This window comes from Desulfovibrio sp. JC010, assembly GCF_010470675.1.
GTDB lineage: Bacteria > Desulfobacterota > Desulfovibrionia > Desulfovibrionales > Desulfovibrionaceae > Maridesulfovibrio.
This window is the reverse complement of record NZ_VOIQ01000004.1, coordinates 124,384-141,285: the sequence shown is the minus strand read 5'-3', so window position 1 is coordinate 141,285 and position 16,902 is coordinate 124,384. Positions and strand designations below refer to the sequence as shown.

The 16,902-nt window shown below is 51.3% G+C and carries 18 protein-coding genes; 12 read left to right on the top strand and 6 right to left on the bottom strand.

Annotated elements, in window-relative coordinates:
* Window positions 1-23: 23 nt before the first annotated feature.
* The 11 genes from rfaE1 (at window position 24) to FMR86_RS05975 (ending at window position 9,833) form a co-directional block, all read left to right on the top strand.
* The gene (rfaE1, locus tag FMR86_RS06025) at window positions 24-1,034 is read left to right on the top strand and encodes a D-glycero-beta-D-manno-heptose-7-phosphate kinase (protein ID WP_163350188.1); all 1,011 of its coding nucleotides are present in this window, start codon (window positions 24-26) and stop codon (window positions 1,032-1,034) included.
* An 85-nt stretch (window positions 1,035-1,119) separates the two neighbouring features.
* Window positions 1,120-2,379, top strand: coding sequence for a GAF domain-containing SpoIIE family protein phosphatase (locus FMR86_RS06020; RefSeq protein ID WP_163350187.1), 1,260 nt, complete (start codon window positions 1,120-1,122; stop codon window positions 2,377-2,379).
* 11 nt (window positions 2,380-2,390) lie between these two features.
* On the top strand, window positions 2,391-2,696 hold the full coding sequence (locus tag FMR86_RS06015; protein ID WP_163350186.1) for an STAS domain-containing protein: 306 nt from the start codon (window positions 2,391-2,393) through the stop codon (window positions 2,694-2,696).
* 35 nt (window positions 2,697-2,731) lie between these two features.
* Window positions 2,732-3,481, top strand: a complete 750-nt coding sequence (locus FMR86_RS06010) for an ABC transporter permease (protein ID WP_163350185.1) — start codon at window positions 2,732-2,734, stop codon at window positions 3,479-3,481.
* A gap of 6 nt (window positions 3,482-3,487) precedes the next feature.
* On the top strand, window positions 3,488-4,291 hold the full coding sequence (locus FMR86_RS06005; RefSeq protein WP_163350184.1) for an ABC transporter ATP-binding protein: 804 nt from the start codon (window positions 3,488-3,490) through the stop codon (window positions 4,289-4,291).
* 16 nt (window positions 4,292-4,307) lie between these two features.
* Entirely contained in the window at window positions 4,308-5,270 is a 963-nt protein-coding gene (locus tag FMR86_RS06000; RefSeq protein WP_163350183.1) for an MlaD family protein, read from the top strand.
* A complete protein-coding gene (locus tag FMR86_RS05995; protein WP_163350182.1) occupies window positions 5,263-5,889 on the top strand; it encodes an ABC-type transport auxiliary lipoprotein family protein in 627 nt (208 codons plus the stop codon). Before FMR86_RS06000 ends, FMR86_RS05995 begins: the two co-directional genes overlap by 8 nt.
* The gene (locus FMR86_RS05990) at window positions 5,889-6,287 is read left to right on the top strand and encodes a DnaJ family domain-containing protein (protein WP_163350181.1); all 399 of its coding nucleotides are present in this window, start codon (window positions 5,889-5,891) and stop codon (window positions 6,285-6,287) included. Before FMR86_RS05995 ends, FMR86_RS05990 begins: the two co-directional genes overlap by 1 nt.
* Entirely contained in the window at window positions 6,284-7,657 is a 1,374-nt protein-coding gene (locus FMR86_RS05985) for a WD40 repeat domain-containing protein (RefSeq protein ID WP_163350180.1), read from the top strand. The genes FMR86_RS05990 and FMR86_RS05985 overlap by 4 nt, the downstream gene beginning before the upstream one ends.
* Window positions 7,658-7,705: 48 nt before the next feature.
* Window positions 7,706-9,043, top strand: a complete 1,338-nt coding sequence (locus tag FMR86_RS05980) for an ATP-dependent 6-phosphofructokinase (protein WP_163350179.1) — start codon at window positions 7,706-7,708, stop codon at window positions 9,041-9,043.
* Window positions 9,044-9,125: 82 nt separating this feature from the next.
* A complete protein-coding gene (locus FMR86_RS05975; protein WP_163350178.1) occupies window positions 9,126-9,833 on the top strand; it encodes a hypothetical protein in 708 nt (235 codons plus the stop codon).
* A gap of 43 nt (window positions 9,834-9,876) precedes the next feature.
* Here FMR86_RS05975 and FMR86_RS05970 read toward each other — a convergent pair whose 3' ends face one another.
* The gene (locus FMR86_RS05970) at window positions 9,877-10,755 is read right to left on the bottom strand and encodes a LysR substrate-binding domain-containing protein (protein ID WP_163350177.1); all 879 of its coding nucleotides are present in this window, start codon (window positions 10,753-10,755) and stop codon (window positions 9,877-9,879) included.
* A 108-nt stretch (window positions 10,756-10,863) separates the two neighbouring features.
* Here FMR86_RS05970 and FMR86_RS05965 point away from each other — a divergent pair, with 108 nt between their 5' ends.
* The gene (locus FMR86_RS05965) at window positions 10,864-11,496 is read left to right on the top strand and encodes a LysE family translocator (protein ID WP_163350176.1); all 633 of its coding nucleotides are present in this window, start codon (window positions 10,864-10,866) and stop codon (window positions 11,494-11,496) included.
* 124 nt (window positions 11,497-11,620) lie between these two features.
* Here the strand turns inward: FMR86_RS05965 and FMR86_RS05960 are convergent, their stop codons facing one another.
* From FMR86_RS05960 to FMR86_RS05940, 5 genes are all read right to left on the bottom strand, one after another.
* Window positions 11,621-12,946: an HD domain-containing protein gene (locus FMR86_RS05960; protein ID WP_163350175.1), complete on the bottom strand. Its 1,326-nt coding sequence runs from the start codon at window positions 12,944-12,946 to the stop codon at window positions 11,621-11,623.
* A 120-nt stretch (window positions 12,947-13,066) separates the two neighbouring features.
* Complete coding sequence (locus FMR86_RS05955; RefSeq protein ID WP_163350174.1) at window positions 13,067-14,338, bottom strand: dihydroorotase; 1,272 nt, start codon at window positions 14,336-14,338, stop codon at window positions 13,067-13,069.
* Window positions 14,339-14,350: 12 nt separating this feature from the next.
* Window positions 14,351-15,274, bottom strand: a complete 924-nt coding sequence (locus tag FMR86_RS05950) for an aspartate carbamoyltransferase catalytic subunit (protein ID WP_163350173.1) — start codon at window positions 15,272-15,274, stop codon at window positions 14,351-14,353.
* Between the two features lie 34 nt (window positions 15,275-15,308).
* On the bottom strand, window positions 15,309-16,415 hold the full coding sequence (locus tag FMR86_RS05945) for an amidohydrolase family protein (RefSeq protein ID WP_239057158.1): 1,107 nt from the start codon (window positions 16,413-16,415) through the stop codon (window positions 15,309-15,311).
* A 77-nt stretch (window positions 16,416-16,492) separates the two neighbouring features.
* On the bottom strand, window positions 16,493-16,852 hold the full coding sequence (locus FMR86_RS05940) for a hypothetical protein (protein ID WP_163350171.1): 360 nt from the start codon (window positions 16,850-16,852) through the stop codon (window positions 16,493-16,495).
* Between the last annotated feature and the right edge of the window lie 50 nt (window positions 16,853-16,902).

Here is a 16,902-nt window from a genome sequence, read left to right as displayed (position 1 = left end):
TCGCATTATAAGGAATAAATGTAATGGATAATAAGATTTTAAGCGTTCTCCCCAAATTAAAAGACCGCAAGGTGCTGATCATCGGGGATGTGATGCTTGATCATTATGTGATTGGGTCTGTTGAACGCATTTCACCGGAAGCTCCGGTGCCTGTGGTGCAGGTTACCGAAGAAAAATACCTTCTCGGCGGGGCCGGGAACGTTGCCCGCAATATTTCTGCCCTCGGAGGCGAACCTCATCTGACCGGGTTCGTGGGCAATGATGGAGAAGGGCGGGTTTTCGAAAAGCTCTGCTATGAATCGGATATCCCCTATTCCCTGTATGAGGCTGAGGATCGGCCCACCACAAAAAAAACACGGGTCATGGCCCACAACCAGCAGATGGTCCGGGTAGACCGCGAAAAGACCGTGGATTTTGCAAAGTCGCTCATGGATCAACTATTCGAATTTCTGGAGAGCGAGATTTGTGATTATAAGGTGGTCATCCTTTCCGACTATGGAAAGGGGCTTCTGTCGCAATCTTTTTTTGAGCGGTTCTGGAAGCTGCTGGAAGAAAAGAATCATAAGCCGCATATTCTGGTTGATCCCAAAACTGTGAACTATGACCGTTACCAGTCCGTCTCCATGCTCACTCCCAACTCCAAGGAAGCAGGGGAGGGAGCCAATATGCAGGTTAAAACCCGTGAAGATGTGCTCGAAGCAGGACGCAGACTCTTTGACCGCATCGATCCAACCCACCTGCTGATCACTCTTGGCGGAGACGGCATGGCCTTGTTTGAATCACGTGATGTGGTCAAGCATGTGCCGACTTTCGCGCGTAAGGTTTTTGATGTGACCGGTGCCGGTGATACAGTTATCGCAACTCTCGGGCTTGGCCTTGCGGCCGGACTTGATCCGCTTACCTCGGCAGTGCTGGCGAACTACGCCGCCGGGATTGTTGTCAGTCAGGTCGGGGCGGCAACAGCTACAGTTGATGAGCTTGCCGAGGCCGTGCGCAACTGGCCCAAGCCGGAAGTGAATGTCTGGAACGATTAATTTAGTATAATTTAAAAAAACGGCAAAATTGTGTATATTGATTTGTCGTCATAAAAATTATTTAGCATTTGACTCGGGGGGAGTTTTGAAGACGCAGGCGAACAGGTTAAAGAAGTTGATTCAGGCCAATCAGGTTTTGGCCAGTATTGAGTCTCTGGTTGATCTGCTGCCGCAGCTGCTAAGGCTGGCGCAGGATGTGACCGGTGCCGAGGCTTCCTCGATCATGCTTTATAATAAAGAAAAAAATGTCCTTAATTTTGCATGGGCCATGAATGATGTGCTCGGTGATAAGGCCATGAAAAATTTGAAGACCGGCTTTGAACTGCCCATGGGGCAGGGAATTGCCGGCTGGGTGGCCGAGCATCAGCAACCGCTGAATGTGGTCGATGCCCAGAGTGATGACCGTTTCTCCAAAGAGGCGGACAGGAAGACCGGGTTTACAACCAAATGCATCCTCTGCACCCCGATCATTCATAATGATGAATTGCTGGGCGTTGTACAGGTCCTTAATTCTGTGGACAAGGAATGCTTCGGCAAAGAGGATGAAGAACTGCTTGAAAGCTTCGGCCATCTGGCAGGGGTGGCTCTGGTCCGCTCCGAGCTTATGCTGCAGCGTCTGAATCAGCAGAAATTTGAGACCCAGCTGGAAGCTGCCGCCCGTATCCAGAAACAGTTCAATCCCCGTCAGCCGAAACTGGAAGGTGGCAATATAATCTGGGGCAGTTCTCTCCCGGCTCAGTTTGTGGGCGGAGATTTGTACGATTTTATACCCAATTCCGACGGAAGCTGGTATATTTATGTGGCTGACGTTTCCGGTAAGGGGCTGCCTGCGGCTTTGATCATGTCTGCCCTGTGGACCAGAATCAGGGCTGAGGCTTTGAATGAAAAAGCTCCGGGCGAAATGCTCAAGGCGGTCAATAGCGGCGCATTTGATTTTATGAACGGAGAGGTCTTCGCCACCATGGCTTTGCTGCGTTACTTCCCGGAAAGCGGAAAATGTGAATACAGTATGGCCGGCCACCCGCCGCCGTTTCTGGTAGATGAAGGGACGGCTGATCCTATTGAAAAAACTTTCGGTCTGCCCGTAGGAATTCTTGAGGACGGTGATTTTGAGACCGGGGAGTTCTGTCTTGAAAAGGGGCAGTCCTTAGTTATTGTCAGTGACGGAGTGGATGAAGCAAGAGATGCGCAGGGAGAGTTCTTCGGTGAAGAGCGTATGGAAGAAACGCTCAGGCAGGAAGGTGTTCCGCAGGCCGGGGAAAAGCTGCTCAAAGCCGTTGCTGACTGGAGAGGGGAGACCCCTCCCAACGACGATACAACCGTAGTCGAGATATACAGGGCTTAAGGAGATATTTTATGGGTACAGGCTGGAAAATGGAATCCTCGCTGGAGGAGGTCCTGATCAAGATCAGCGGTGAAGTGGACTTCACCGGGACCCCTGAGCTTAGGGATGAAATGCATCATTTTGTGAAGAAGACCTCCGGTGAAGTCCGGGTGGATCTTTCCGAGCTTGAGTATCTGGACAGTTCCGGTCTGGCCTCGCTGATCGAGTTGCGCAGAATTCTGGTCAAGGACAGCCGCACGGTGAAGATCATCGCGGTTACCGATCAGGTGGACAGGCTTTTGAATCTTACGCAGGTCAAATCTTTGTTTGGGCTGTGATCAATCCGTCCGGGCGGTAAAGGGAGTTATCTGGGATGAATGGATTGCAAGTGCTCGCATGGATGGTTTCCAGACTCCTCGGCTGCCTGCGTTTCAAGTCCGGAAAGAAAAAGTCCTTTTACCGTAAAAGGCTCCTGCGTGATCTCGCTTCTGTAGGTGCTGATTCCATTCCCATAGTCAGCGTTATTTCAGCCTGTACGGGCATCATTCTCGCCCTGCAATCAGCCCAGCAGCTGGAGAAGGTCGGGGCCATCAGCTATGTGGCCAATCTCGTGGGCGTGACCATCATTCGTGAGCTGGGTCCACTGCTCACCGCCATCATCGTTACCGGACGTTCCGGTGCCGCCTTTACAGCGGAAATCGCAACCATGCAGATTTCCGAAGAGATCGACGCCCTTGAGGTTATGGGCATCGAGCCGGTCCGTTTCCTTGTTGTTCCCAAATTGATCGCCATGCTGATCATGGTTCCCTGCCTGACTGTCTGGGCCGATTTTGTGGGTATCTTTTCCGGCGGGGCCTTTTCCGCCATTGCCCTCGGGATCAACAAAGTCACCTACTTCAATAACTCCGTGGAATTTCTCAAGCTGCATGACGTGCTGGCCGGACTGGTCAAGGCCGGGGGCTTTGCCGTGGCCATCACCATTATCGGCTGCTGGCAGGGTTTTTTGGCCCGTGAGGGTGCTGCCGATGTCGGGCGCAAGACAACCAATTCTGTTGTTATCTCCATATTCATGATAATATTGCTGGACCTGTTTTTTACGGCACTTAACTTTCTTTTCCGGTAGAAGATCATGAAGTTATCAAGGTTTGCACAGGACATAACGCTAAGGAAGCTCAGCCTCGGTTATCCGGGCCATGTGCTCATGCGCGACCTCAATGCCGTGCTGCCTGCCGGGAAGATCAGTGTGATCCTCGGCGGTTCAGGGTGCGGCAAATCAACCCTGCTGCGTCATATCCTCGGCCTGAACACTCCTGTGTCGGGTGAGATCTTTCTGGGCGATACCAATCTGACCTCTCTGGACAGCGGTGAGGAGTACAAGCAGATCAGGACCCGCATGGGGGTCCTCTTTCAGGACGGGGCCATGCTCGGCTCATTGACCCTCGGTGAAAATGTGGCTCTGCCCATGCAGGAACATACTGACCTGCCTGATTCAATCATCGAGGAAGTTGTGCTGATGAAGCTGCGTATGGTCGGGCTGGGGGATTTCATGCATTATTTTCCCAACCAGCTTTCAGGTGGCATGCGTAAAAGGGCAGGGCTGGCCCGGGCCATGGTCATGGACCCGACAACCCTGCTTTGCGATGAGCCTTCCTCCGGGCTGGATCCCATCACCGCCGCAGATCTTGACCAGCTCATCCTCAAGCTCAAGGAAACTTTTCACGTCACCACCGTGGTGGTCACCCATGATCTGGACAGCTTGTTCAATATTGCCGATCACGTGGTGGTCCTGCACAAGGGGCGTTGTCTTTATCAGGGAGATGTAGAAGGACTGCAGCAGTCCGATGATGAATATATAATCGACTTTCTGGAACGCAGGCCTACGGAGATTGATCCAAGCATGGAACGGGCCGTGAAGTTCCGGAGCCGGGTCTGATTACGGGAGATATGTGATGGTACTCAATCCGCGCAGCTCGGCTGCCGATATGATCAAGGCCGCATTGGCCGCTCTTGCAGGGCTGACCGTGCTCGGCCTGTTTATTGTTTTTCTGGGCGGCCATGATTTCTTTTCCGACTACTCACAATACAAAATCCTTTTCCGCAACGTGAAGGACCTGACCCCCGGCCGTCCGGTGAAATATGCAGGCTTAAGTGTGGGCAAGGTGGATTCCATCACTGTAGATGCTGACAATCCCGGACGCATTTCCGTGGTCATCAACGTGGATCGTGATTTTCCCCTCTACCGCGGCACAACGGCTATGGTCACCCAGAAGGGGTTGGTGGGTGATAACTACATTCTTCTGGAGCTGCGCGGCGATGCCGGTCCGAAACTTTCCGAAGGTGATTCAATTCCTTCGGCAGTAAAGATGAGTATGAACGAAGTGGCCGCAGAAATGGGCAAATCAGTGGCCGCATTGACCCCTCAGCTTGAAAGGGCCGTAAATGCCTTTGAGATGCTTTTTTCCCCTGAGAATATGTCCAACATCGGAAAAAGCCTGAAAATGGCTCCTGAGGTGCTTGCTGAAACCAATGCCACCCTGGTCACTTTCCGGGAAGAGTGGACAAAGCTGGCCCGCTCCGGAGCCGGGGCCATGAACGCGGGATCAAAAAATATAACCGTCCTGACTGCGGAACTGACCGATACTTTGCAGAAGGTGGAAACAGCCATCGCGACTTTGCAGGGTGACATGAGCAGCACCCTGAGTGATGTGGGCGGGGATGTCTCACGGGCTGTGGACGGAATCGAAGGGTTGACCGCAGATCTGCGCCGCAATGTGGAATATGATCAGGAAGAGCTGGAAATCATTCTGGTAAACATCAATCGTCTTTCCCGTGAAATGAATCGTCTGGCCCGGTCGCTGCGTGAACGTCCGTGGCAGGTCTTAAATCCCCCGCAGGGAGCTGAACATGACTAAGAAAATTTCATTCCTCATAATTCTGGTTCTTGCATTGTCTTCCACCGGATGCATCGGCGGCAAATCAGTGGAGTCTTCCTACCTGCGGGTGGGGGACAACGGCTATACCAGCGGATGTGAAGAGGTGAATCCGGATATGCCCCGGCTGGCCCTGAAACGTTTCACCAGCCTGCCCGCCCTTGACCGCGAAACTGTGGTCATTGCCAAAGGGCAGGTCATGAAGCCCGACTACCGCTGGAGCTGGGAAGGCACCCCGGCGGAAATTCTGGACCTCATTGCCGGGCCTGCCTTGAACTGCATGAACAGCTACGAGGTGGTCAGCCCGTACCGTCCGGGAATCGAAAGAGAGCTGGTCCTTTCCGGGGTCATCACTTCCTTTGAGCTCCAGCGTAATGGCGGGGATGCTTTTAAGGTCGCGGTGCGTTATTCCCTCTGGGACAGCAGCGGCAAGGAACTGCTGGGACGCAAGCTGATTGAAGCTGAGGCTCCGGTAAAATCCCTGCGCGGGCAGTCAGTAGCCGATGCAGCCCAGCAGGCCGTGGACGGAGTGATGAAAAAAACAGTTTTATGGATAGACGGTCTGGGAGGGGAAATGCTCTCCCGCAATACAGGACGCTGATGTATATTATTGCAGCCATAGCCGAATCACGGATCAAAGAAGCTGAGCGCAAGGGTGAATTCGAGGATCTTCCGGGCCGTGGAAAGCCTCTGGAGCTGGAAGATGATTCCATGATCCCTGCGGAATTGCGCATGGCCTACAAGGCTCTTAAAAACGGCGGTTACCTTCCTCCAGAAGTGCAACTCAGAAAAGATATTCATTCTGCCCTTGATTTGCTTGAATATATGGAAGATGAAAAGGAACGCTATACGCAGATGCAGAAAGTGAATCTGCTTTTTGAACGCATCAAAAATATGCGCGGAAAGGAAATAGCCATCGGCGAGGAAGATGAATATTACAAAACCATAGTCGAGCGCATCACCTTGCAGAGCAGGAAAATCAAGGAAAACGAGGGATGATTTCTAAAAATTTCAAAGCCGTGTTTACAGCACTGCTTCTGGCGGTTGTTGCAGTCGGGATGCCCGTTCAGGGAAATGCCGCATCAAAAGAAAGAGTGGGGCAGGCTTATATTGATGTGCCTTCCCAGTTGCGGAAGGGTACTACAAAATCTCTGAAAAGTTATGTTTCACTTTTGCTGAGCAAGAAATATGTCAGTGCTAAAAAGCTGTACGAACCACCTTTCATGGGTCTTGAAGACAAGCTCTATATTTCAGTGAAAAGGGAAAAGGCCCTGCCGATTATTGCCGGAGGGGTCGCCTCTTATGCCGGGAATGAGGAGGGACTTGCCGCTGCCCTTTACGACGGCACTGTCCGGGTCTGGAGTAAATACAAATGCCGCAAGGTGCGTTTGCCCGGAGGCGGCGGAGCTTTGCAGACCGGATACGGTCCCGGAAGCCCGACTCTTGCGGCTACGGGCCGGGATGGTAATGAAATTTATGTCTTCGACCTTGAGCAGTGCTCAAGGGTTCCGGGAGAGCTTCCGGTGGAGCACGGCCCGGTCAAAATGATGGCCCTCTCAAACACCGGGGAGTGGCTGGGGGTCATCGACAGCTTCAATTCCCTGCTCAGCGGCCCGGTCTCCGGTCCGTTGCAGGAAATATCCATTCTTGAAGGCACACCGCTCTTTATCGGTTATACTCCGGGACAGGGCGTGCTTCTGGCTGTGGAGGCTTCAGGCAGGATTATCAAGCACGGCACCAAGAAACAGGCCCGCATGGATTCGGACGAGGTTCCCGGTGGGCCTTTTGTGGAAGCCAGAATGTCCGGATATGTGGTTTGCCTGACCCGCGATAACGGCAGCGAAGTCTATTGGGATCTGCGTAAAAGAGCGACCGTCAAGAAGTTCGATGCATTGGTACAGGAACCGGCCTGGATATACAAACGTAACGGTGGTCTGGTCTATTCCACCGGGGTGGATCGCTGGAAAATTACCGAGCATCTGGGCAGGCCTATGTTTATTGTTTCCTATTCCGCCGCAGAAAAGTTACTCAGAGTTCGTGATCTTGACCGCAAAACCCGTTACTATAGTGCGCTGGACGGTAAAGAGATCAGCGGATCGGAAGCAGATGACTGGAAATTGATTTCACCCCGTAAAGGTGTATACAAGGCAGGTAAGAAAATGTTTCGCCTCTATGACCTTGTCTGCCAGCGCGGGACAATGCTGCTTTACGGCAGGCATATTGAAAATAAAGGTTTTTACCTTTGGTGGGAGGATGCCGGCAGCAACGCCAACAGGAATCCCCATCCCTTGGAGTTGCCCGTACGCCAATCCGTTCTGGCAGAGAGTCCGGCCCTCTGGGTGCCGCTTATAGAGGGCGAAGTAAGATAACTGCTATTCACGACTGGCGGAAACACTGGATTCCGCAGGAGGTTCGAAATGGTTAAAAAAGCTACCAAAGCAGAGCAGATCAATACTGAAATACCGGTGCTGGGCAAGGCCAAGATTCCTTCCCCGCTTAAGCGTTGTGTGTTTATTGAGGATAAGGAACGGACTCTGGTCAACCTTGCTGAAGAGGAAATGGATTCATCCTCCGGCAATGATGTTTATCAGGAATTTGAGAAAGCCGGGCCAAGAGCTTTCACATATTTTGACCCCTCCAAAACCAAGTGCGCAGTTGTAACCTGCGGCGGCCTCTGCCCCGGTCTGAACGATGTTATCCGTTCTATCGTGCTGGAGGCGCATTACCTGTACAAGGTGCCTGCGGTGCTGGGTATCAAGTTCGGCTTGCAGGGCTTCATCCCCAAGTACGGACATGATGTTGTGGAGCTTACCGCCGACAAGGTTGCCAATATCCACCAGTTCGGCGGTACCATCCTCGGTTCCTCCCGCGGCCCTCAGGACCCGGAAGAGGTGGTGGATGCCCTTGAACGTATGAATATTTCCGTGCTCTTCATGATCGGCGGGGACGGCACCATGCGCGCGGCCCAGAAGATCGTGGAAGAGATTGAAAAGCGCCAGATCAGGATTTCCATCATCGGGGTCCCCAAGACCATTGATAACGATATCAGCTTCGTCACCAAATCTTTCGGTTTTGATACCGCAGTAGATAAGGCCACCGAGGCTATCCAGTCAGCACATGTTGAATCCGTGGGCGTCGTCAACGGCATCGGGCTGGTCAAGCTCATGGGCCGTGAGTCCGGTTTCATTGCCGCACAGGCCACACTGGCCCTCAAGGATGTAAACTTCGTGCTCGTGCCTGAGCATCCCTTTGAATTTGACGGGGAGTACGGTCTGCTGCGTTCCCTTGAAAAACGTCTGGACGAGCGTCAGCATGCGGTAATTGTCTGCGCCGAAGGTGCCGGGCAGGAACAGTGCGAATATACCGGGGAGAAGGACGCCTCCGGCAACCCGGTGCTTTGCGATGTCTGCACCCTGATCATCCGCCGCATCAAGGACTACTTCAAGGATGTGGGTAAGGACATCACCCTGAAATTCATTGACCCCAGTTATATCATCCGCTCAGTCCCGGCCAATGCCAACGACTGCGTTTACTGCGGTTTCCTCGGCCAGCATGCTGTTCACGCGGCCATGGCCGGAAAGACCGGAATGGTTGTCAGCCGCTTGCAGGCCCGCTACGTGCACCTGCCGCTGGATGTGGTAACCATCAAGCGCAAGAAGCTGAACATCAAGTCCGACTACTGGCGCGCAGTTCTCGAATCCACCGGTCAGGGCCATCTGCGCAATGACATGGAGAAGGATATTTGCGATTTTTAGGTTCGTTGTTTCTTTGTTCGTTTCAAATCCGGCCTGAAAAGTTCAGGCCGGATTTTTTTATAAATGCATAGTTGAGTTAGATATGGACACAAATAAAGAACTTGAGTTGTTTGCGAAAAGAAATGTGGCTTTAATTGTTTTAGTTTCAATTGCAGTTTTCTATCTTGTTTTAGATGCCTTTTTAAATTTAAAATTAGCATCAACGTATTTAAAGTTAGAATTGATTTTGTTTAATCTTGCTATAGCAATTTTGTCATCTGCAATATTTTTTGTGTTTATCGTATATATCCCAGAGAGAAGGCGTCAACTTATTATATTAAATAATCTTAAGAATGTGTATAAAGATTTTAAGTGTGAATGTATTTCATTGTTTTTGAGTGCAGGCAAAGATTATTTCGATGCAAATATTGATTGCGAATTAGTTGAAAGTTTAGTTTCTCCAGAGAATTTTAAGAAATATTTTTCAATTAAAGATGATGGCCTTAGCGATAGGTGGATTTTAATATCAAATAATTTTGATTATGACCCTTATTACCGCAAAGCATTAGATGAAGAAATAGTAATATTTTTAAAAGAAATAGAATTTTTGTTAGTTAAGTTCGATTTTGATGCTGATGAAGAGTTTCGATTTTTTAAAAATGTTTACCGATTACTTTTTAAATATCGTGACGCACAAGAAGACGATTTTAAGATGTTTTTTGGAATTTTATGGCAGATTTTTGCAGCTTGGTCTTGGATTGATGGATATTCCGATGAAGACTATTTTAGTAAGAGAATTGATTCATGTTGAGTTATAAAAGCCTCCAACAGATGACTGACAGCAATGTATTATACTACCCCACCCCCGCCTTCTCCAAAGGAATATGTTCCCGCACCCAACTAACAAAATCATTCAGCTGCTTATCTTCATCAATTTTATTCAATGATAACACCACGTATGAAATGGGAGTTTCCACGAACCCGTATGGAGCCACAAGCAGTCCGCTTTCAAGGTCATCTGCCACAAGCGGCTCCGGTCCCATGCCCATGCCCAGTCCGGCTACTGCCGCCTGCAGGCTGAAATAAAAGTGGTCGTAAAATTGTTCTGATTCTGCATCAAGAATTTTGCCGGAATATTGTTCCCAATCCGACCATGCTTCTTTACGGGTGCGGGTATGCAGGATTTTCAGGGCTTGGTGTTTATTCTTTTGCCAATATGACGGGCTGCACACAGGTCCTATGCGTTCCCTGCCCAGCGGCAGGGCATGGTAGCCTGCGGGCCATGAAAAATCCGAACGGCGTATGGCTAGATGCACCCCTTCTGAGGATAAATCAATGGGGCCTCCGGCTGTGGAAATATGAATTTCAGTGCCGGGAAATTTCTTATGGAAATGTTCCAGATGGGGCATGAGCCAGCGCATGCTCAGGGATGGTTCGCAGGAAACTGAGATTCTCTGTCCGTTCTCGGCTATGCGCATCTGCTCGCTCACTTCTTCAAGCTCATTCAGCATTCTATCTACGTGCTGAAAAAGGAAGCGTCCCTTTGAAGTCAGGGATATTGCCCGGTTTCGCCTGTGGAAGAGTTTCAGGCCGTAATATTCTTCCAGTTGTTTCACGGCCTTGCTGACTGCGCCATGGGTCAGGTGTAGTTCTGCGGCTGCTTTGGTGAAGCTCAAGTTGGCTGCTGCCGCCCGGAAACTGACCAGCGGACTTAGGGGTGGGAGTGGTTTCATATTGATTCCTGTGAATTTAATTCACAATTGAGTGGAAAACTATTCGTTTTTTATTTCACGGAAATAGTTCTACTACAATATATAAATTGATTCAGGAGAGAAAATTATATGAATAATTTTATCGATTCAAATTTATTGTTAGTCGGGATGGTGACCGTTCTGGCTGTGGTTAGTCCCGGGCCTGATTTTGCGATTATAGTGCGCAACGGTCTGCGTTACGGCCGGAAACTGGGGCTGGCAACAGCGGCCGGAATCGGCTGCGGGGTCATGGTCCATACCACATATATCCTGCTGGGGCTGGGGTATGTGGTTAATACTTTCTCCTGGGTTCTGGAGGCTGTCAGATATGCCGGGGCAGCCTATCTGATCTGGCTGGGGATATCTTCACTTATGGCTTCCGGGGGAGCGGCTGCGGAGGATTGCGGCGGCGAAGGGGGATTGAGCAGTTCTGTGAGCGAAGCGTTCAGGAACGGTTTCATGTGTAACGTTTTAAATCCCAAAACCGTCTGTTTTTTCATGGCCCTGTTCACGCAGGTCATCAGGCCGGAGACACCCATGTCCATGCAGATTGGTATCGGTATTTTTATCGCCCTGACCCATCTGTTGTGGTTCTCATTTGTGGTCTTTGTGCTCACCGCACCCGGTGCGTTGAAGTTTTTCAATCGCTGCAAGCAGTGGATCGAGAAGGGGGTCGGTGTGTGTATGCTCGGTCTTGGGGTCAGGATTGCGCTGGACAGCTGAGTCATTTGATATTTCCCGTGTGTTGCTGGACGGGGGCCTTAAGCCATAGGGGCTGAGGCAATGAAAATCCCCGGTTCAGAGAGTTCTGAGCCGGGGATTTTTAAGTGCTGTAATGGGGAACGGCTTACGCGTTCTTAGCCTGTTCTTTTACATACTCAATGGCTTCGTCCATGTTGCTTACATCACCGGAAATCTGTGCTTTAAGCAGGGATTCACGGATGATGCCTACGCCGGGACCGGGCTTGAGGCCGGTGTGCTGCATGATCTCGTTACCATTGAGGAAAGGATCAAGAGCTTCTTCGGGAATATCGGCACGCTCAAGCATCTTGAGGTTATGGTTGAATTCCTTGTAGGTGGTGTCGCGTGCTTTGATATCGGCACGGACCATCTCGATGAGGCGGGGATATTCATCCAGTGCCTTGAATTTACGGATACCCTTGTCGGTGAGCATGAAGTGGAAGCGCATGTGGTTGCGCACCAGATCGCAGATCAGGTCCACATCTTCCTGCGGGAAGTTGAGACGGGTCAGGATCTTTCTGGTCACTTTTGCGCCCACACGGTGGTGCTGCAGGAACTGCCAGTGTCCGTCCACTTCTTCTGCTGTGTAGAGTTTACCTACATCGTGGAACATGCAGGCTACCACTCCGAACCAGTCATAAGGCAGTTCTTCGGGGTAGAGGCGCATGACATCGAGTGTGTGGGTGAAAACATCTTCAGTTTCCCCGGTCTTGCTGTTCTTTACCTGAGTCAGGCGTGAGAGGGCGGCAAGTTCGGGAATCAGGCCGTGCAGGAGCATGGTTTCGAAGAGCAGGGAAACGAAAACGTACATGTTTTCGGATTCAACCTTACGCCATTCATCCATAATTTCAGGCACGGGTACGTAATCGAGAATACGCTTGCAGGAGCGGATAATCGCGATTTTGGTATTGGTCTCAATGGGCAGGTTGTAGTTGGCTGCAAAGCGCAATGCCCTGATGCCCATGAGGTAATCTTTTTTAAGAGTCTGATCCGGGATACCCAGCAGGCGGACTTCTCCGCTGCTCAGTTCGGCAAATCCTTCATAGGGGTCAGCAGCCTTCGGGATATAAGGACAGGCAGCGGACATGGGGATCTGATGTTGTTTTTCCAGAGCCTTGAGCAGTCTCGGAGTCATGCGTGAAACACACTCTTCAGGATGGGAAGAATTGCTGGTTTCAGATGTGTAGAAATAAAAGGTGTTTCCGCCCTCTTTCAGAATAGCGGCAACATCCGGCTGCTCTGTGGGTTGGATGTTAGGGAACATCTTGGCCAGTTTTTTAAAATCAAGATCGGTGGAAATATCCAGTTCTATTTCCTCACCTTTATCTTCGATGGTCAGCTTCTGAAGCCTTTCGTTAATAATGTAAGCATCATAGCCATTACGCATGATGGTTTTACAAATGCCCACCGCGTCCTTGAAAGGTTCGCTCATTAAAATCTCCTTATCATAAATAAACAGCCTGCTAAATTAGAGGCAGATGTGAATCAACTATATAAATTTGTTAGCTTTTAGCCTTACTTAACAGGTTTGTTCACAACCTGTTAAAAGAGGTCATACTATTTTTTTGCCGCTAAGGAAATGGCTTATAACCCGTCCTTTCAAGGTTTGGCCCCGGAAAGGAGTGTTTTTTCCTTTTGAATGCATGCTCGCGGAATCAAGTACCCATTCCTGCGCAGGGTCAAAGAGGAAGAAGTCCGCCGGATCTCCCTTCTTGAAACTGTTCAGGGGCAGGTCGAAAGTCTCGCAGGGAGCGGTGGTCCACATGCGGATAAAGTCATCAAAGCTGATCTTGCCATCGGCAACCAGCGACCATGTCAGTGAGAGGGCTGAATCCAGACCGGAAATGCCGCAGGGTGCCTGCATGAATTCCACTTCCTTTTCATGGGCCGCGTGGGGCGCGTGGTCGGTGGCGAACATGTCGATGGTGCCGTCTTTGATGGCTGCCAGCAATGCTTCCACGTCATCGGCAGTGCGCAGGGGCGGGTTGACCTTGGTGTCCGAATGGTAGCCGTGCAGGGCTTCTTCGGTGAGCAGCAGGTAGTGCGGGCAGGTTTCAGCTGTGACCTTTACACCGCGCTTCTTGGCCCAAGCAATCAAATCCACAGATTTACGGCAGGAGATGTGGGCCAGATGGATGTGCATGTCCAGATATTCGGCCATGAGCAGGTCGCGGGCCACCTGGGTTGCTTCAGCCACATCCGGCTGTGCAGCCAGTCCAAGTACGGAAGATACTTCTCCTTCGTTCACTCCGGCAGCAGGGGCGAGATAGGGATCTTCGCAATGGTCGATGACGGGCTTTCCTGTATCGGAACCGTATTCCATGGCCCGGCGGAAAAGCTCGCTGTTCTTTACCGGAAGGCCGTCATTGGAAAAAGCAGCACATCCGGCTTCAGCCATTTCATGCATGGGAGCCAGTTCTTCGCCTTTAAGGCCCTTTGTCAGCGCACCGATGGGAAAGAGCCTCGGTCCGCCTTCTGGAAAAGCCGCCCTGGCCTTGCGCAGCATTTCATCGGTAACAACCGCATTGTCATTGACCGGATCAGTATTGGCCATGCACATGATGTTGGAGAAACCGCCATGTACCGCAGCTTTCAGGCCGGACGCGATATCTTCCTTGTATTCAAAGCCGGGTTCCCGCAGGTGTACATGGACATCAGTCAGGGAAGGCATGAGCATCAACCCTTTTGCGGCTACGATTTCCGCACCTTCATACATAGTATCTGATGAAGGCTTAACTTCCAAAATTTTACCTTCAGCAACTAGGAGATCGACTTCTTCGCCCTTCCAGACTGCCTTGCGGATAACAAGTTCAGGATGAGTCATGTTTTGTTCTCCTTATTTTTTTCGTGTAAGATACAGGTAGAGTAAGGCCATGCGTGTAGCGACGCCGGAGGCAACCTGATCGAGTACGAGGCTGGCTTCGCAGTCTGCAAGCTCGGAGTTGATCTCTACCCCCCGGTTCATGGGACCGGGATGCATTATCTTTACGTCCGGTTTGGCCAGCTCGATCTGCTTGTGCCCGAGACCGAAGTAGTTGGAGTATTCGCGCAGATCGGGCAGAAGTCCGTCCTGCTGGCGTTCCAGCTGCAGTCGCAGACACATGATGGCATCCACGCCTTTGCAGGCTTCGCTTAAGTCGGTGTAGACTTCGGCATCCCATTTTTTGATCTGCGGGGGGAGCAGGGTGCGTGGACCGCAGAAACGGACCTTGGCACCCATTTTGTTGAGCAGGATCAGGTTGGAGCGGGCCACCCGGCTGTGGGCGATGTCGCCGAGAATGAGGATGGTCTTGCCTGCAAGGGAACCCCATTCCTGATAGAGGGTGAATCCGTCCAGAAGGGCCTGCGTGGGGTGGGCGTGGCGTCCGTCACCGGCATTGATGATGCTGCAATCGAGCCGCTCGGCCAGAAATTGCGCTGCGCCGCTGGCCCAGTGGCGGATGACAATGCCGTCCGGGTTCATGGCTTCCAGGGTCAGGGCTGTGTCCTTGAGGGTTTCGCCCTTGGTCAGGCTGCTGGAGCTTTTGGCAAGGGAGAAGGTGTCACAGGAAAGCCGCTTTCCGGCCATGTCAAAGGAGGTCTTGGTCCGGGTACTGGCTTCGGCAAAAAAAAGGACCACACTATGGCCTTTTAATGTCGGTACCTTTTTTACCGGACGGGAGTTGATTTCCTGAAAGTAAGTGGCAGTTTCAAAAACATGCTGCACTTCTTCTTTGCTGAGCTGGCTGACGTCCAGCAGATCCTTATGTCGCCATTCCATAAGAGTACCTCTTAAGTTGCGGTGCGAAAAAGTATTAAAACAAAAGATCTTCAAGATGGGCGGGAATAGTTGCGAAAACAGCCCGTTTACCCTTTTCCAGAGATCCGTATGAGTCGTCTATTTTCAAGGCTTTTGCGCTGTTGATGGTCACAAGTGCAAGCGCTTCAGCCGTGGACAAGGAAATTTCTAGGTTTCTAAGCAGGTATTCCAGCTCGTTCCACATGGATAAATCATAGTTGGAAGCGATGCTGTCCGTACCAAGGCAAGTGTTTATACCAGATTTCAGAATCTTTTCCCATGGTGCGCGACCTTCGCCGATGTATGTATTGGAGCGGGGGCAGAGGCAGACATTCACCTTACGCTCGGCAAGGGTCTTGATGTCCTCATCCGCAACCCGAACACAATGGACCGCAAGGGTGGATTCATCAAGCAGTCCAAGTGAATCCGCGTATTCAACAGGGCGCAGTCCCTTGCTGCCGCAATCAGCCAGCAGTCCGGCTCCTTTGAGCATCCCGGCGAATTCACCTGTGCCGTGGGCCACAATTTCATCCTCTTCCGTGTTCTCGGCCATGTGGATGGGGTAGGGCAGTCCCGCTTCATTGTTGGCTTTCTTTACAGCCTGCAAAAGCTCGGCCCCGGTGGAATAGAGGGAATGCCCGGACCCGGCTGCGCGTCCGTGCTTGAATTCCTTTTGTGGAAAGAATTTTGCCCCTTCCTTGGGGACCTGCACCCCGATGGCTTCGCAGCAACCGTAAAAGCCCATGCCAAGCTCATCCATGATCCCGGCAACCTGTGCACAGTTGCGGGTGGAGATGTCAACGCAGAAGGCTGTGCCGCTGCCGCGCATTTCCTTAACCGCCTTGCGGACCGCTTCAGTGTCGAGATCGTAAAGGGGGTTGGCAAGCAGGGATTTGACCCAGTTTATGAACCCCTGTTCCTGCACGGTCTTGCCTTTCAGGTGCGAGAGTTCAAGGTGGACATGCGCGTTGATCAGCCCGGGGACCATGGTCACATTGCCGAGGTCTTCCACTTCGCCGGAGAAGCCGTCCTTCAGTTCGGACCACGTTCCGGTTTCAAGGATACGGTCCCCGTCGTGAATAAGGGCAAAATCCTCACAGCGTGAATTTTTCCCATGGACCATTGTTACGGCTCTCGCCGCTCTTATGCATTTTCTCATGATCAAAAAAATGCCGGACCATCAAGGCCCGGCAGGAATAGTTATTTTTTAGCTTTAGGGTCTTCAAAGAAGACGTAATTGGTAGAGTAGTCGCTGAATTCAAAGTAGACCTTCTTTTCACCGGGGTCTGCTTTGCCGTTCAGGTTGGCATCAAGGATGCCGTAACCGAATCGGTAGGGACGCTGTACGCGTTCCTTGGTGCCGGATGCAGTGGAAAGCTTGTCGATTTTAATGAATCGTTTAATCAGCTTGCCGCCGGAATATATTTCAAGAACCCCGTCCACCCCGGTCCAGTTCTGGAGAGAACGGCCGATGCGGTTCTGGGTTTCCTGTGTGCATGCGCTGAAAACAGCGAGAGAAAAAAGCAGGATGAGTGTAAGGATCAGGCTGTTCTTTTTCATTTGGTTCTCCGTATAAGAGGTTGCTGTCATCAGGTCAAACGGGCAGTTCA